Source organism: Pseudomonadales bacterium, from assembly GCA_024234615.1.
GTDB lineage: Bacteria > Pseudomonadota > Gammaproteobacteria > Pseudomonadales > IMCC2047 > JAJFKB01.
On sequence record JACKNY010000001.1, the window covers coordinates 430,796 to 446,990 of the forward strand.

14 protein-coding genes are annotated in these 16,195 nt (G+C 49.7%); 5 read left to right on the top strand and 9 right to left on the bottom strand.

The genetic code is table 11. The features are described from left to right. Positions 1 to 140: 140 nt before the first annotated feature. Together H6995_02115 and H6995_02120 are read right to left on the bottom strand one after the other, a co-directional pair. On the bottom strand, positions 141 to 1,070 hold the full coding sequence (locus tag H6995_02115; protein ID MCP5213786.1) for a hypothetical protein: 930 nt from the start codon (positions 1,068 to 1,070) through the stop codon (positions 141 to 143). 229 nt (positions 1,071 to 1,299) lie between these two features. Then, a complete protein-coding gene (locus H6995_02120; GenBank protein MCP5213787.1) occupies positions 1,300 to 2,007 on the bottom strand; it encodes a pseudouridine synthase in 708 nt (235 codons plus the stop codon). 126 nt (positions 2,008 to 2,133) lie between these two features. Here H6995_02120 and H6995_02125 point away from each other — a divergent pair, with 126 nt between their 5' ends. Next, positions 2,134 to 2,424, top strand: coding sequence for a NapC/NirT family cytochrome c (locus tag H6995_02125; GenBank protein MCP5213788.1), 291 nt, complete (start codon positions 2,134 to 2,136; stop codon positions 2,422 to 2,424). Between the two features lie 4 nt (positions 2,425 to 2,428). Here H6995_02125 and H6995_02130 read toward each other — a convergent pair whose 3' ends face one another. The 3 genes from H6995_02130 to ilvD form a co-directional block, all read right to left on the bottom strand. Continuing rightward, the gene (locus H6995_02130; GenBank protein MCP5213789.1) at positions 2,429 to 2,743 is read right to left on the bottom strand and encodes a hypothetical protein; all 315 of its coding nucleotides are present in this window, start codon (positions 2,741 to 2,743) and stop codon (positions 2,429 to 2,431) included. Between the two features lie 133 nt (positions 2,744 to 2,876). After that, the gene (locus H6995_02135) at positions 2,877 to 4,406 is read right to left on the bottom strand and encodes a hypothetical protein (protein ID MCP5213790.1); all 1,530 of its coding nucleotides are present in this window, start codon (positions 4,404 to 4,406) and stop codon (positions 2,877 to 2,879) included. 270 nt (positions 4,407 to 4,676) lie between these two features. Further along, positions 4,677 to 6,512: a dihydroxy-acid dehydratase gene (gene ilvD, locus H6995_02140; protein MCP5213791.1), complete on the bottom strand. Its 1,836-nt coding sequence runs from the start codon at positions 6,510 to 6,512 to the stop codon at positions 4,677 to 4,679. 158 nt (positions 6,513 to 6,670) lie between these two features. Between ilvD and H6995_02145 the strand changes: the two genes are divergently transcribed. Next, the gene (locus H6995_02145; protein ID MCP5213792.1) at positions 6,671 to 7,474 is read left to right on the top strand and encodes an SDR family oxidoreductase; all 804 of its coding nucleotides are present in this window, start codon (positions 6,671 to 6,673) and stop codon (positions 7,472 to 7,474) included. 97 nt (positions 7,475 to 7,571) lie between these two features. Here H6995_02145 and H6995_02150 read toward each other — a convergent pair whose 3' ends face one another. Next, the gene (locus tag H6995_02150) at positions 7,572 to 9,122 is read right to left on the bottom strand and encodes an AAA family ATPase (GenBank protein MCP5213793.1); all 1,551 of its coding nucleotides are present in this window, start codon (positions 9,120 to 9,122) and stop codon (positions 7,572 to 7,574) included. Between the two features lie 104 nt (positions 9,123 to 9,226). Between H6995_02150 and mrcB the strand changes: the two genes are divergently transcribed. Continuing rightward, positions 9,227 to 11,590 (top strand): penicillin-binding protein 1B, encoded by a 2,364-nt coding sequence (gene mrcB, locus H6995_02155; protein ID MCP5213794.1) that lies wholly within the window; start codon positions 9,227 to 9,229, stop codon positions 11,588 to 11,590. 12 nt (positions 11,591 to 11,602) lie between these two features. Beyond that, positions 11,603 to 12,058, top strand: a complete 456-nt coding sequence (locus tag H6995_02160) for a tetratricopeptide repeat protein (GenBank protein MCP5213795.1) — start codon at positions 11,603 to 11,605, stop codon at positions 12,056 to 12,058. Between the two features lie 43 nt (positions 12,059 to 12,101). Here H6995_02160 and H6995_02165 read toward each other — a convergent pair whose 3' ends face one another. The 3 genes from H6995_02165 to H6995_02175 are packed head-to-tail and all read right to left on the bottom strand — an operon-like array spanning position 12,102 to position 15,888. Beyond that, positions 12,102 to 12,941, bottom strand: a complete 840-nt coding sequence (locus H6995_02165; protein ID MCP5213796.1) for a sulfurtransferase — start codon at positions 12,939 to 12,941, stop codon at positions 12,102 to 12,104. Positions 12,942 to 12,949: 8 nt separating this feature from the next. Next, complete coding sequence (locus H6995_02170) at positions 12,950 to 15,115, bottom strand: hypothetical protein (GenBank protein MCP5213797.1); 2,166 nt, start codon at positions 15,113 to 15,115, stop codon at positions 12,950 to 12,952. Further along, a complete protein-coding gene (locus H6995_02175) occupies positions 15,112 to 15,888 on the bottom strand; it encodes a response regulator (GenBank protein ID MCP5213798.1) in 777 nt (258 codons plus the stop codon). The genes H6995_02170 and H6995_02175 overlap by 4 nt, the downstream gene beginning before the upstream one ends. Before the next feature lie 68 nt (positions 15,889 to 15,956). Here H6995_02175 and H6995_02180 point away from each other — a divergent pair, with 68 nt between their 5' ends. Beyond that, positions 15,957 to 16,193 carry a hypothetical protein gene (locus tag H6995_02180; protein ID MCP5213799.1) on the top strand — a complete coding sequence of 79 codons (237 nt, stop codon included), beginning with the start codon at positions 15,957 to 15,959 and terminating at the stop codon, positions 16,191 to 16,193. The last annotated feature ends 2 nt before the right edge of the window (positions 16,194 to 16,195 follow it).

Here is a 16,195-nt window from a genome sequence, read left to right on the forward strand (position 1 = left end):
TCCTACCAATCCCGATACATAACACCCTTATAAACAGCAACCGAAGTGTGGTTTGTTCAGTGGAGGTCGCTTTTTTTGGTCGTAACGATATTTAATAAACAGGTTAGTGAATTTACGCCAAATACATAAACAGATACTTTTTAGCTATGCTCTAACGGGCAGCGTATAAATGTTTCGCCCGCAAACTCTGAACTGCTTCCTTTCGGGACTATTCTCAATATGTCTTGTCCATTTATTTTTTTGTTTTTCTTTTGATAGAGGTAGACATAGCTATTTATCTCTTGGACCCCATATAAATCAATTCCTTGAGCGGCGGCGAAGGTGGCACCAGAAAAGTGTTTTAGTTCTGTCCATTTTAATATTGGCTTGTATGTGACATCTTCTGCGCCGGTGATATATACGGCAAATAGCTTGCCACCGCTTTCGCTAGGGACTCCCCAAATGGTGAGTGTGCCACGGGCATCTTGGGGTAGCCATGCTTGATTCTGCTCGTCGCGAGGCATTTTCTCGTGGCATTTGGGAAGTAGGTGTGAATTTAAGCCTTTTGCTAATACCCAGCTACCTAATACGGTAGCTTCGGTGCCAAGATATTGTTGGGTAAATTGCAGCAGTGCCGGTACATCTGTTTCTTGGTTGGGGTTATCTTTAAGCTGAAGTATTCCCTGTGAAACTACGGGCTGCATAATGTATAGGTTGGAATAGCTGAGCGTGGGCATCATTAAGCCCTGGTTGTATGTGACCTTAACATAGCTGTTGTCAGTGCAAATATTTTTGCCTTTGGTAATGCGCGTTTTGAATAACACTGAATCGGCCTTTACCGCTACCGCAAACAGGTCTGCTTCGCAGGCGACGGTATACATCACCATTTTGCTTGGCTTTTTAGGGTCTACCTTATTGGCAAAGCTGAAGTCGGCGTGCCAGTGTTGTTGATCGTATTGTATTGCCACTGCGGTAAAGGTTTTACCTGCAATAAAATCTGGCATTGGGTCGGTTTTTGCTGATGCCGAAATAGGTATCAATATGGCGAAGAGGTTGGCTAGTAGATAAGTTGCTAGTGTTATTTTAGACATGGATTGTCTCTTCTATAGATATGAGATTAAGGGTTGGGGTGAGGGTGGAGTAGTCCTGTGCAGAGCCTTTAATCCACCCTCTCATCCTAACCTTTTATTCTGCCCTTGTGCTCCCCAAGGAGAAGGGATTTTGTAGCTGAATGAGCTTAAGTCAGGGCCATTCTGGGCGCAACTTTTTTCATATAATTATCCGGTGGGTTGTCTTTTAAAATAAATGCGTCCCTTTTTGCTATTCAGTGAGTATCATCGACTCCTTTGTTGTCAGCAGCCTACTGTGCCCCACCCCAAGCCCCGCTAAAGAAATATGCCCGACAGAAACTCGATGAAGTGCCAACACTTCGTTTTGAAAAAAACCAAACATTCGTTTAACTTGATGATACTTGCCTTCAATCAGTGAGAGCCTGGCAGTGTACTCGGAGAGTATCTCTAAACATGCGGGTTGAGTTGTAATGTTTTCATAACCAAAATAGATACCCTCTCGAAATGCAGCAATATACTCATCACTTAATGGTTGAGACAAGGTAACCTCATAGGTCTTTGTGAGCTTAGACTCGGGCAAACTTATCTTGCGCGACCATGCCCCATCGTTGGTCAATAACACCAGCCCCGTGGTATTAAAGTCTAGGCGTCCAGCAATGTGCAGTTCGTTCTTCTGAGGATGCTGAATAAGGTCCAACACGGTAGCGTGTTTAAGGTCTTTAGTTGCGCTAACAACCCCCTGGGGTTTATTCAGCATGATATAAACGGGATTGTTATTTTTTAAGCAGTGGCCATCCAATACGACATGAGTGAATTCCGTCACTTTTTGTTGGATTGAATGCGCCACATGGCCATCCAAAAGAATCCGTTTTTGGGCAATTAGAAGACGTGTATCTGCAAGTGAAAAAACACTATTCTGGCTAATAAAACGATCGAGTCGGTTGGTCTTAGATTTCATGAAATGATTATTATCACGGTATGACTCAAGATTCACGCACAACCGCATATCTATTATCCGATTTTAAATGCTGAAATTTAAAATCTACTTAGCTCTCTTGAAACTTGTGTCAATTGGCATCGTAAAGTGACTTGCAAAATCAGAGCGTCCAATGAGCTATTTCATAAGGCGCTAGGGAGCATCAATACGCCGGAGAAATTTGAAGCGAAACGACTGATGCTGGCACAGCACGTCTGGGACAAGATGAAGCAAACCGATTCTAGGGAGTGTCGCAACTGCCATGATTACGAATCCATGGACTACATGGAGCAGGGTCGACGGGCGGTGAAACAGCACATTGATGGCTTTGAGCAGGGTCAAACCTGTATCGATTGCCATAAAGGTATTGCACATTCTTTGCCGGACATGAAAGAGTAGAAGCTTATTTTTTTGTTGGCGGGCTGGAGTCGAGCAAGCGTATGGGTACAGGCTCTTGAGGGTCAGCTTTGGCTGGAGCTAAAGGTGATGAGCTACAGTCGGTGCTGGCGCAACTGCCGCAGGAACTGGTGTCAGCTAATGGTTCATTGCCAGTTTTAACATAGTCGTCATCCCAAGTGACCACTACCAGCATCACCTCGGGTGAAGGGAATTCAGCCACCAACCCGGACATGCCCAGGTTCTCGTGGACCTGAAAGGTTTTTTCTTTGTAACGCACGATATCGCCAGCGACAAAATCATACATTTTGTGGTCGCTCATCGCTTGGTAGCCTCAGTATTAATCGATGAAGCCTGTTGTGAGCTTAATTTTTGCCAATGAACCATTCGTGCTTGAACAAACAATATAATTGATAACGCTTACTGTCTGAGATACATACTAAAATGTCAAGTTCTTAGTTTGCTGCTTTAGGGTTGAACGTAAAGATTACTAGTTGGTCTTGTTGTTGATTGGCGAAAGTTTTTAGCGGCCTGAGTATGTCATCGTGTTGTAATTTATTTACTCGGGCCATTCGGTCTTTTTGTCTATGCCTGATACGTAAAGCAACAATATCGCCTGCTTCAAGTCGTTGAGATTCCACCATTTCTAAGGCGTTGAACTTAAAAGACTTACCGAGACTTTTACCCGCGAAATAACCTATGTGTTCCTGGTCTGAAATGACCTGCGCACCTGCTGGGTTATTGTCATTAATCCATTGTGCCGCTGAGGCAATGTAGGCTTTGGAGGTGCCAGTACTGACGCTACTATCTAAAAGCTGATACAGCAGCAGTGCACCTACTAGTATTTTTCGCCAAGCGAATGGGTCTGCTGGTTGGCGAAACAGCAGTGACTCAATGGTAAAGGACAATGGCAGCATAAAAATCAAGACAAAAAGTAAAAAGAAGCGGTCAGTGACGAACTGCTCTTTATAAATAAAAAGGCAAAGATAAGCAGTGATGCAAACTAAATAAGCGGCGATAAGCGTGGTTTGAGAACTACAGAGGGTTACCCAATAGCTCCTGCGCTGCCAAATATACAGAGCAAGGTAGGGTGTCGTCAGGGCATGCAACATGGTTATTATCAGTAAGCCCATTAGCCCAGACAGGTAAATCGCCTCCATATCGTCCGCCGTATAGATGTTAGGTTGTGTTGCGGAAAGCTGATCAATGGTGGTTGCCAGTTTGTCAGAGATTTGGCCAAAAAACTGAGGTAAATTAACTACCTCCAAAAACAGACGAAACTTGTCTGCTGACACGGAAGTTATGGTTAATAAACCGGCGAGTACGACAGTGGAGACAACCAACAGCAGGCAATAAATTAAACCCGTCCGCTGTAATCTTTCCCGCATCGGCGAACCCTGCGGCAGTAATAATGCGAGTGGGGCGAACGCTGCTATAAATAGCGCTTCCGTCCTGAAAGTGACCGCCAAAGCGATGGATAATACCCACCCCAGTGCGGCATTAAAACTTCGTTGGCGTGCAAAGCGTAATAGTTGATGCAAGGACAACAGAACACAAAACCAATAACCGGGGTCGCGAATAATATAGTCGCGATAGTCATTAAAAGTGGGGAATATCAAAATTAGAATGGCAGCAATAAGCTGAGTACGTGTGTTGCCGCCTAAGTTACTTACCAGCAGGATAAAACAACAGGTTATTGCTGCATAAAGCAGCGTAATCAATAAATGCCCTGACACAGGTAACGAGAGTCCCGTGACCTGATGTAATGTGGCAATTATTACCGATAGGAACGGCCAGGGGTAGACCGCCACTGCTGCTTCCAGACCTGAATTCAGGTAGGTGCGTGCTGTTTCAAGGTATAACAGGGAGTCGTAGCTCAGCACGTCGCTTTGTAGAATAATCAGAATGGAAGCGATTAAGCTTAGCAGCGATCCGATTAGACAAACCTGTTTAGTCGTCAATGAGTCAAGATTGGGTATTCGCATGCTGAGCCGTTATATTTAAAAGTTGAGCAGCATTGTAACTGTGCTTTTGATAAATACGAAATTGGATGTTGAGGGAGTGATAGCGGGTTTTAAGATATGGGTAAACGCTCATTAAGTGGTATCTTGTTATGCTTGCCTATTCAACTATAACGATAGGAGTTTTCACACCGCAAAAGCGTGGCGTTGGTCAAAAAATAAATTGCGATAATGCGGTAAGTTCAGAGCCAAAGGTGACTCTGAACTTAATTGTACGACGAGAAAAACTCGGGGCTAATCCAACTTCGACAAATCCCTAACCGCTCCTTTATCTGCACTGGTGGCTAACAGTGCATAGGCTTTCAGTGCGCCGGATACTTTACGTGGCCGTGCTTTTTCCGGTTTCCAGCCTTTTTGATCCTGTTGTGCTCGACGTGTCTCCAATTCTTCATCGCTGATTAATACATTAATGGTGCGATTTGGGATATCGATTTTAATACGATCGCCATTGCGGATCAGTCCGATTGCGCCGCCAGCGCCCGCTTCGGGGGAAACGTGGCCGATGGAAAGTCCCGATGTGCCACCGGAAAAACGGCCGTCGGTGAGCAGCGCACAGGCTTTGCCGAGTCCTTTCGATTTAATGTAGGATGTGGGGTAGAGCATTTCCTGCATGCCCGGGCCGCCACGTGGACCTTCGTAGCGAACGACGACGACGTCGCCTGCTTTCACCTTATCTTTGAGTATATTATCGACTGCTTCATCCTGGCTTTCCACCACATGGGCGGGGCCTTCAAAGACTAGAATAGAACTGTCGACTCCGGCGGTTTTCACCACGCAGCCATCTTCGGCGATATTGCCGTAAAGTACCGCGAGCCCACCGTCCAGACTGTAGGCATTTTCGAGTGAGCGAATACAGCCTTTGGCGCGATCATTGTCCAGACTCGGCCAGCGGGTGGCTTGACTAAAGGCAACCTGGGAGGGAATACCCGCTGGGCCTGCGCTATAGAATTTTTCTACTTCGGTGGAGGGGTTGCGCATTATGTCCCACTCATCCAGTCCTGCTTTCATCGTTTTGCTGTGTACAGTCGGTAACTCGGAGTGAAGTAATCCGGCGCGATCCAATTCACCGAGAATCCCCATAATGCCACCGGCGCGATGTACGTCTTCAATGTGATAATTGGGCGTATTGGGGGCGACCTTGCAAAGCTGTGGAATCTTGCGCGATAGCGCATCGATATCTTTCATGGTGAAATCCAGCTCAGCCTCTTGGGCGATTGCCAGCAGGTGCAAAATAGTATTGGTGGAACCACCCATGGTGATATCCAGAGTCATCGCATTTTGGAATGCCTTAAAGTTGCCAATCGAGCGCGGCAGCACGGACTCGTCATCCTGTTCATAATAGCGTTGGCACAGTTCCACAATACGATGACCGGCTTCTTCGAATAGACGTTTACGATCGGCGTGCGTGGCAACCACGGTGCCGTTGCCGGGTAGCGACAAGCCCAGAGCTTCGGTAAGACAGTTCATGCTGTTGGCGGTAAACATGCCTGAGCAGGAGCCGCAGGTAGGGCAGGCGCTGCGCTCGATTTCAGCAACATCCTCATCGGAAGCCTGATCGTCAACTGCCATCACCATGGCGTCGATCAGATCAATTTTGTGTTCAGCTAACTTGGTTTTGCCAGCCTCCATCGGGCCGCCCGAGACAAATATGGCAGGCACATTCAAACGCATAGCCGCCATTAACATTCCCGGGGTGATCTTGTCGCAGTTGGAAATACAGATCAGGGCATCGGCGCAGTGGGCGTTAACCATATATTCCACCGAGTCCGCAATAATGTCACGGCTGGGCAGGCTATAGAGCATACCATCATGACCCATGGCAATGCCGTCATCGACGGCAATCGTGTTAAACTCTTTCGCCACGCCGCCGGCTTTTTCGATTTCTCTGGCAACCAATTGTCCCATGTCCTTAAGATGTACGTGGCCGGGTACAAATTGGGTAAAGGAATTGGCAATGGCGACGATAGGTTTATGAAAATCCGCATCTTTCATGCCGGTTGCGCGCCAAAGTGCACGGGCGCCAGCCATATTGCGTCCGGCGGTGGATGTTTTTGAGCGGTAGGCAGGCATAAATTAAACCTCAATTTTCTGTTGCGACTTTTTATTGCTAAGTAAGAGCCGGTAATATTATCATCAAATAGCGCGCTGATTCTTCAGTATTTTAAAAAAACAGCGCTATCGGTGGGCGAGAAAATCTAAGATACCGAAATATTCCAAAAGGGGGCAGGATGGAATATGACTTTAAATATAAGGTAGTAGTGGTTACTGGTGCCACTGGCGGGATTGGTCGTGCACTATCCTGGCGTTTTGCCAAGGCGGGTGCGCGTGTGGTACTGATCGATTTGGATCAGGAGCAATTGCTGGCGCTACAGAACCAAGTTGAGCGTTCCGGTGTTGAAGTCATGAGCATTGTCTGTGATATCGTCGATAAAGAGCGTTGCCAACAAGCAATGCGCGAAATCGAGGATCGTTTCGGCGGTGTTGATGTGTTAGTGAATAATGCGGGGATTGGCCACCACAGCCTGTTTCAGGAAACCAGTACGGCTGTGATTCGCCGCGTGATGGAAGTGAATTTTTTCGGTGCCATCAACTGCACCAAGGCGGCGTTAGCTTCGTTAGTTGCACGCAAGGGAATGATTATTACCATGAGCAGTGTATTGGGTTATTCGCCGATGATTTGCCTGAGCGGATACGCCGCCAGTAAACATGCCCTGCACGGGTTATTCAATTCATTGCGAGCGGAACTGTTAAATGACGGTGTGCATGTGATGATTGCTTGCCCAGGTAAAACTGAAACCGACCTACGTAAACATATGTTATCGGGTGATGGCCAAATTATTGAGGTTGAAAGAAGTAAAATTATGGCGTCGCCAAATGAAGTAGCCGAAGCGGTATATAATGGCGCTCGCAAAAGGAAACGGCTAGTGGTGCACTCCAAGGCGAGTAAGCTAACCCAACTGCTGTATCGGTATTTTCCGGCCTATTATGAGTTAAAGCAGTTAAAGCCAGCCCAGAAAAATCTAAAAACCTGAACGACCGGCAACACCAACGAACCGACCTGCCCCTTTCCTGCGGAAAGGGCCGAGGTGAGGGTGACGCAATTATTACTTTAAGCCTGCCTTGTAATGCTTAATGAGATCGAATCATTTCGATAAAGCGTTGGGCATCATCCAGTGACGCTGTATTAATTCGGCTGGTGTGTTTTAGTTCCTCTTCGCTGAGCGCGTCGGCGCTCGCAATCTGGGCCTCGTAGACTTCGATAGTGGCATCCGACGGGTCAGTGCCGGCGGCTTGGCGTTGCTGGATGCGCGCACGTAATTCTGTATCGTCCAACTCACAGGAAACAATTCGCAATGGCACGCCGAGGTTCTCTGCCAATTGGTGGAAAAGCTCACGGTAAGTCTGCTGTAGGAAGGTCGCATCAACAATCGCGGCGTATCCCGAATTCAAAACTTGTTCACTGATTTTAACCAGGTGCGCAAAGGTTTGCTCACTGGCGCTGTGGCTATAGATGCCGTCGTTAAGGCCGGATGGTTTGCTGGCAGCGGCGTCGAACAATCGTTTACGCTCTACATCCGAACGCAAGCGAATGGCGCCTAAATTGTCGACCAACGCAGTGCTGACGGTGGTTTTTCCCGAGCCGGAAAAGCCGTGCATCAACAAAATGTAGCGTTTCGGAATTTCCATGTAACGCTCAGCCAACTGTATATAGCTGCGGTATTGGCTGAAGATTTGTTGACGTTGTTCTTCCGTCAAATTTTCATTATAGAGGTTAAACAGCGCGACCTTGGCGCGCACCACGGCGCGATAGGATTTGTAAAAATTTAATACGCGCAAACCACCGTAGTCGCCCGTTTGTTCGAGGTAAGCGTTGAGGAAACGATTGGCAAGGTTTTGTAAGCCGCGATCCTCTAAATCCATCATGAAGAAGGCCACTTCGCTCATGACATCAATCCAGCGAAAGCTGTCGTTAAATTCAATACAGTCGAACAGGGTAACCTTGCCCTGAAAGAGCGTGATATTGCCCAGGTGTAGATCACCATGGCAGGCTTTGATCATGCCGGATTCTTTGCGTTGCGCAAAAACTGGATTAAGGATATTCGCCATATCCTGTGCCCAGCCTTCAATTTGACCAAGTTGGGCGAGATCAGATTCTGCCTCGAGAAAGTCACGAATTTGCTCAAAATTTTGCTGTACGGGTGCCATCACCTGTTCTGGCGATCCGAATTGAGTACCCGCAGCGGCGCTTTCGGTGCGTTGGTGGAATGCGGCAGTAATGGCAGCGATTTCATCGATATGTTGCTGGGTCAGCTCGCCGCGTTGCAGCATTTTGTCGAGCAATTGATCCTGTGGGAACTGCACCATCTTAATCGCATACTCAATAGCTTCGCCATCGCCGTCGAACCGGGGCGCTTTTTCACTGCCGCAAATTGGCAAGACAGCAAGGTACAGTTCCGGTGCCAAGCGTCGATTTAGACGCAGTTCTTCATGGCAGAAATGCTCGCGCTTGGCCAGAGTGGAAAAATCCAGAAAGCCGAAGTTGTTGGGTTTTTTGATCTTATAAGCAAAAGAACCGGTCAGAATGACCCAGGAGATATGGGTTTCAATGACCTCGAACGAATCGACTGGGTGATCGTATAAGGCTGAATTTTGCAGTGCCTGCACCAAAGCTTGGCTCACGGATAACTCCTTTCACATCCCTCATTTTATAGGGTGCGAAGTCTAACATTTGCTGGTTATAATTGCCGACTACTTTTTCCTCACGGCGGAACTGACCAGCCTTAATGACACAACCCAGCGCAAAAGCAAAGAAAAACTCTCCCAAAAAGTCGAACAAGAAGCAGCCTGAGTCGCGTGCTAAATCCGGCGCACGCCGCTTGGTGGGCGTTTCCCTGTGGGGCTTACTATTTAAATTGATCTTGGTCGGCCTGGTGCTGTGCGCGGCGCTGATCGTTTATCTGGACGCTTTAGTCACAGATAAATTTGAGGGCAAGCGCTGGTCTTTGCCCGCGAAAGTCTATGCGCGCCCGCTGGAGATTTATCCCGGTGCTGCTCTGAAATTGAATAATCTGCTTCATGAATTGGAACTGTTGGGCTATCGACGCTCAACCTCGATTGCCCAGCCGGGTAGTTACCAACAGGAGGGTGAGCAGGTCAGGCTGCACACGCGCAGTTTTCAACTTTGGGATGAAGCACTGGCTGCCAGGCAGGTTGCCATTCGTATCAGCGATGATCTTGTGATTGATCTACAAAGCGGCGGTCAAAGCCTACCGTTGATGAGCCTTGAGCCTATGCTGATCGGAGGGATTTACCCCAAACACGGTGAGGATCGCACACTGGTGCGTATCGATGAGGTGCCAAATTTTATTTTAGAGACATTGATCACCGTTGAAGACCGAGATTTTTATTCGCACCATGGTGTGTCGCCCATGGCGATAGCCCGGGCGATGTGGGTAAACCTGCGCTCAGGTCAGGTTAAACAGGGCGGCAGCACCCTAACGCAGCAGCTGGTAAAGAATTTTTATTTAACCAGCGACCGTACTGTTACCCGCAAAGCCACTGAAGCCATCATGGCGATTTTATTAGATCTGCATTACGACAAAAGTGAAATTCTGGAAGCCTATCTGAATGAGGTGTATCTCGGACAGGCGGGGCGACGTGCGATTCACGGGTTCGGGCTGGGCAGCCATTACTATTTTGGCCGCGGCTTAAAAGAACTCAAGCTGCATCAGGCGGCGCTGCTGGTATCTTTAGTGAAAGGACCTTCCTATTACAACCCACGCAGGCACCCGGAGCGGGCCTTGGCGCGACGTAATTTGGTGCTCGACATGCTGGCGCAAGCCGGGAAAGTGAGCCCGGAGCAGGCGGATTGGGCGAAACGGCAGCCATTGGATGTAGCGCAACAGTCGTCCTACACGGATGTTAGTTACCCTGCCTATATGGATTTGGTCAAACGCCAACTACGGCGGGATTACAAGGCGGAAGATTTAACCAGCGAGGGATTGCGAATTTTTACCAGCTTGGATCCCTTGGTGCAGCGTGAGGCGGAACAGAGCTTAGCGAAGCAAATCAATCGCTTCAGGCGTCAGGATGTAGCGCGTATGCGCCAACTCGAAGGCGCCTTGGTGGTAACCAGCACCGATACCGGCGAAGTATTGGCTTTGGTTGGCGGCAAGGATACCAAGTATTCCGGCTTTAATCGGGCCTTGGACGCCGTACGGCCGGTGGGTTCACTGTTAAAACCGGCGTTGTATCTAACTGCCTTGGCGCAGCCACAAAAATATACTCTAGTGTCGCCCCTGGATGATGGGCCGATCAGTGTGCCGGCGGAGGGGGGTAAACTCTGGACGCCGAAGAATTCGGATCGCCAAAGCCACGGCGTGATTCCTTTGCATCGCGCGCTCTCGCAATCCTATAACCAGGCCAGTACGCGCTTGGCTATGGAGGTGGGCGTCGAGCAGGTGATCACCACCATTCGGCAACTGGGCGTGCAAAGAAAGCTGCCGCCTTATCCCTCCATCATTCTTGGCGCGCGTGGCTTGACGCCGATCGAAGTAGCCGCGATGTATCAAACCATCGCCGCCGGTGGCTTTAATACCCCATTGCGAGCGATACGCGATGTTACGACATCAGAGGGTAAACCCTTAAACCGCTACCCGTTGCACGTCGAACAGCGGTTTGATCCGGGCGTTATTCATTTACTGTATTATGTGTTGCAAGAAACCATGCGCGAAGGCACCGGGCGCGCTGTTTACAATCAGGTACCCGCTAGTCTCAATGTCGCCGGTAAAACCGGTACAACCGATGATTTAAGAGACAGCTGGTTTGCCGGCTTTACCGGTGATCGTTTGGCGGTAGTGTGGCTCGGCAACGATGACAATACGCCAACCGGACTGACCGGCAGTCGTGGCGCGTTAAGCGTGTGGGGCCAGTTAATGCAAGGTCTTGCTCCGGCTTCTTTTACCGGCACCCTGCCCGAAAATGTGCAGTACCTCTGGGTGGATGACAGCAGCGGCATGCGCAGCGAAGCAGATTGCCTGGGCGCGCGCTATATGCCCTTTATCAAAGGCTCGGAACCGCAACGAACGGCTGAGTGCCATCGCCAGCCAGGCCGCTTGGGTGAATGGATTAAATCGTGGTTTGAATAGGTAAAATTAAAGATGCGTATTGTTTTAGTATTGATCTTGGTAGGAATGATAACAGCTTGCGGCGTGGCGCCACAACGAGGCTCGGCGCCAGTTATAGAGCGCAGCCCGGAGGGTTCGAATGAGGTTCACCGAGATATACCTGTCATTCAAAGTGCGCCCGTTGTCGAAAGTACGGTCCGAAAGAGTGACGCACAAACAGCTGTGCCGAACTCAGCCGTTGTAGCCTTGCTGGATACAGCGCAGCAACAACGTCGCCAACAAAAATATGTGGCAGCTGCCGCATCCTTAGAACGGGCAATACGCATTTCTCCGCGCGATGGACAGCTTTATCTGGAACTGGCGAAAGTACGATTTGAGCAAGGCAATAGCGCACAGGCGGAGCAGCTGTGTAAAAAGGCGATTGCCTTGTCAAACAATTCGGCAGAGACGAAGTTCGAGTGTGGCGCTTTGCTGGGGAACAACGGGTAGTATAGAGACAAATCCATAATACCTATGGTTTCCGATTGCCTAATTATGGCCGCTTAGGGCTGTCAGCATAGGAACACCAATCGCTCCAACTGCCAGGGTATAGCTTGGCGCCCTCAATCCCTGCGAGTTTTAGCGATAGTAAATTAACGCAAGCTGTTACACCGGAACCACAATAAACCACGGTTTCTTTTTCGCTGTCCAAGCCCGCCCAACGATCCTGTTGCTTTCCGGCCGATAGCGCTTTACCTTGTTCGTTGGTCACCCCCTGCCAGGGATAATTCAACGCTCCGGGAATGTGCCCGGCAACGGGGTCGATGGGTTCTTCAAGCCCTTGATAACGTGGTGCTTCGCGGGAGTCGATCAGTTGCAGATTGCGATCCTTTAGGTGTGCGGATAACCATGAATAATCGACCGTTTGGCCTGTTCTGGGGTTGGCTTGGAAATAACCCTTTTGTGGTGCTTGTGTGTCCTGTGAAACCGGCAACCCCTGTGCCCGCCAAGCTTGCAAGCCACCGTCGAGAATGCGGATGTGCGGGTGCCCAAAATGCTGTAGTAACCACCAAAGCCGCGCCGCGCCCGCGAGCCGATTATCATCATAGGCGACAATGATACTGTTCTGGTTAACCCCCATTTTTTGCATGCTGGCAGTAAATTGTGCTGCTGTCGGCAATGGGTGGCGACCGCCATGTGGCTTTTTGTCACCGGACAGCTGAACTTCCATCTCCAGGTGCAATGCGTTTGGAATATGGCCATCCGCGTACTGCTGGCGACCCAACGCAAAATCGGCTAGTGAAAAGCGGCAGTCGAATATGACCAACTGTTGCGCGGCAGATGGCGCAGTCAAGCGTTGATTGAGTTCGCTGGCGGTAATCATGATGGTCATGGTTGCTGTTACTCCTTACTCAGTGGCAATGAAATATGGACTACCACACCGCTTTGGTCGGGCAGATTACTAATTTGAATGCTGCCGTTATGATAATCGACGATGAGTTTGGAAATATAGAGTCCCAATCCTAAATGCGGCTTTTCCGCGTCTATAGCTGGGCGCGAGCTGGACATCAGATTAAAGATTAACGGGATTTGTGATTCGTCGATAGTCCGGCCCTGGTTGGCAATGGTGATATCAACCAGGCCTTTAGTTTTGTGCAGGGTGATGCTGAGCGGATTTTCACTGGCGCTAAAATCCGCCGCGTTATCCAACAGTTTGTCGAGTAGTTGCTCAATGCGAAAGTCGGCGCAATTAATCCAGGTTGGTGAGTCGTCGAGTTCGATTGCTAGCAATAGCTCGGGGTGATTACTCTGATAGTTGCTTAAATATTGCCGCAGCAGTGAACTCAGGTCGACCCGCTCCATTTCGTCGCTGGCCAGCGACTGTTCCAGGCTGGCGGATTCGGCCAGCTGCTGTACCAATATACTCATCTGCCGTAGTCCGCGTTTGGCTCTTTCCAAATACAGCTGACGCTGGCTCTCATCGGTTTCGTGCGCGAGATTTTCCAACGAAGTACTGATGGTATTCAGCGGATTGTTGACCTCATGGCGCAGCGTGCGCGGAATGTTGGCGACAAACTGTTGGTATTGGTGCAGCCGGGTTAGCATGGAGGAAACACTGCGGGCCAGGTCGCCGATTTCATCGCCCGCTGTGGTTTCGTGCTCCAACTGATCCACCATTAAACGACCGTGCGGATCGATAGCCAGAGCGGCTTCCTTGCGCATCCGTCGTACCCGATAGGCCAAACGCAAAGAGAAGAGGATAACTACCAGCACGATGGCCAACAGACTCAGCGCGGTCAGCATAACGATATTTTCCAGCGCTTGTCGCTGTAACGCCAGAACCGATTCGGTGCTCTGCTCCAATACCACTGCGCCGATAATTTGATCCTGCTCACTGATAGGATAGGCCGCTGTGATTATTTGAGCGCGACCATCCAACGACGCACGGCGGCGAGAGCTGCCCTTGCCGATCAGCGCCTGGGTAATAACCTGGTCGTCTCGTTGGCTGGTCAGCCTGGGATCAAAATCTTTGAAATCGGCAGCGGCTGAGCTAATTAATTTCTGAAACAATAAATCCACCAGCACGCTCCAAAGCGAGCCGGATTGATTATCTTCCTCATACGGGGGAGATTCATCGTCACTCGGTATTTGCAGCTGCCCAGCGGTAGCGCGTACACGCCGCTGCTGGTCGAGAATCCAAATTTGGGCATCCGCTTGGTTCAATTCGGTGATTATTTTTTCGATAGCCGGTGAGCGCAGAAGAATCAGATTAGTCTTTGCCCCAGCCAACGAGGGCAGGGTGCTGGTCAGTGATTGCACTTGGCGAAGCTCGGGGTTATCGACATCGGCGTAGCTCAAACCGAGCCGCTTTTGCGGGCCGAGCATAGCTAACGGAATGCGCAATTCGATTTCATAACCCCGCTCGGTATCCCTCACATAGCTGGCGACCTCATATTCAGGTTGGCCGGCGACCGCATAAAACCAGTCAGTATCAACATAGTAGGCGGTCATATTGCCCGGGCCTTCCATGGTTAATAACAGTCGTTTGGATTGGCCTTCGGCATCGATAAAATTAAGCCGTAAATGATCGCTGTTATCCAACCGTCGATAGCCGGGGTGGCGATAAACCTTGGTGTTATCCAGGATGTCGAGGTAGGCATAAAGATATTGTGCGGACACGCCTAACAGCAGATTGAACTTTGTACCTGTTTGAATAGCGGTAGTACTCGTTTGCCGCCCACCAAAGCTGCGCTGATGTTGGCGCAAATCCCGCCAGTCATCGTTATAGCCATCAATGCGGATAGGGTAGTCCAAAGGGTAGCTGGTGAGTGTTTCGTAATCCTCGATATTGAGCGGCAGATCATTAAATAACCTGTCGTTACTTTGCAGCGTGATGGCAATGCCCTTGGCGGTGAGCAGCTGCGCTTGCGCCTGGCCTTCGAGCAGAAAATTCTTGGTCTCCAGCAAGTAGCGATAACCCAGCCAGGGGATGCTGAGCAGCACCAGTCCCATCAAAATCAGTTTGGTGCCGAGGCGCGGCCCGCGAAATCTGGCGGCTTTGTTCACTCGACAATCCAGCGATAGCCGAAGCCGTATTCGTTTTGAATGCGATCAAATTGGGCGTCGATCTGGCGGATTTTTTTACGGATATTTCGCATGTGGGTGTTAATGGTGTTGTGTGTAACGAAACTCTGCATGGTTGAATGCATTAATTGCTCGTAGGAAATTGCGTTCCCCGGTCGATGCAGCAAACGTTCGAGCATGCGAAATTCGGTCATGGTCAAACTTAATGGCTGGTCACGCCAGTGGGCTTGCATGGCGTCCAAATTAATCCTCAGGTCGCCAACGCTTTTGGGCGGGTTTTGGCTGTCGCTCCCAGCGTTTTCGCTCAGTTCCGCCAGGCGCAGCAACGAGGTCACGCGTTCCGCCAGGTAAGTCAGGCTGATGGGTTTGGGCTGATAGTCCCAGGCACCAAGCCGAAGGCCGGATATTTTATCGATCTCGTCGACTCGTTCTGTTAAAAAAAGTACCGGCAGGGAAGCATTGCTGGCGAGCAAATCGCGGCACAGAGCAAAACCGCCGTCCACATCGTTGCCTAGGATAATGTCGATAATGACCAGTTGCGGTGGTTCTTTGCTGATGCCAGCCAATGCTTGCTGGTGCCCGGCATAGGCGTTCACACGGTAACCTTTGCGCGCAATAGCATCGCAATAATTGCGACGTTGATCCGGGTCGTCCTCGACGATAGCGATGAGTTTTGGTTCCTGTGGCATGGCACCATTATAGTGATTAAACAGTGAGAATCGTAATAGTCCTCGTAACTTCCATTCTTTCTCCATTTTTCCTTCATTCCCTCTCCAGGGTTAAGTCCTTTAATAAGCCTTACCAACTCAACGAGGCGAAGACGATGCACAAACCCAACGAACACCCACCGGCAAAACACCCATACGAATTTGTCCCCATTACCGACGATGTTTTGGATCAGCACCCAGAGCTTTTATTCAACCTGGTTCCTTACCAGCGCGACTACCCCTGTCATCGCGAATTAGCGGATACCTCCCCGGTCAAAATTAATCGTGCCGGGTTGGCGGCGAACGAGGTGCTGCAATTACCGCTATTTCAAACACAAGCAAAGGATGGCTAACC

Bases quoted from the DNA above. Each gene is read 5' to 3' on its own strand.
- H6995_02115 (MCP5213786.1), bottom strand. From the start codon at position 1,070: ATGTCTAAAATAACACTAGCAACTTATCTACTAGCCAACCTCTTCGCC.
- H6995_02120 (MCP5213787.1), bottom strand. From the start codon at position 2,007: ATGAAATCTAAGACCAACCGACTCGATCGTTTTATTAGCCAGAATAGT.
- H6995_02130 (MCP5213789.1), bottom strand. From the start codon at position 2,743: ATGAGCGACCACAAAATGTATGATTTTGTCGCTGGCGATATCGTGCGT.
- H6995_02135 (MCP5213790.1), bottom strand. From the start codon at position 4,406: ATGCGAATACCCAATCTTGACTCATTGACGACTAAACAGGTTTGTCTA.
- ilvD (MCP5213791.1), bottom strand. From the start codon at position 6,512: ATGCCTGCCTACCGCTCAAAAACATCCACCGCCGGACGCAATATGGCT.
- H6995_02145 (MCP5213792.1), top strand. From the start codon at position 6,671: ATGGAATATGACTTTAAATATAAGGTAGTAGTGGTTACTGGTGCCACT.
- mrcB (MCP5213794.1), top strand. From the start codon at position 9,227: ATGACACAACCCAGCGCAAAAGCAAAGAAAAACTCTCCCAAAAAGTCG.
- H6995_02160 (MCP5213795.1), top strand. From the start codon at position 11,603: ATGCGTATTGTTTTAGTATTGATCTTGGTAGGAATGATAACAGCTTGC.
- H6995_02165 (MCP5213796.1), bottom strand. From the start codon at position 12,941: ATGACCATCATGATTACCGCCAGCGAACTCAATCAACGCTTGACTGCG.
- H6995_02175 (MCP5213798.1), bottom strand. From the start codon at position 15,888: ATGGAGAAAGAATGGAAGTTACGAGGACTATTACGATTCTCACTGTTT.
- H6995_02180 (MCP5213799.1), top strand. From the start codon at position 15,957: ATGCACAAACCCAACGAACACCCACCGGCAAAACACCCATACGAATTT.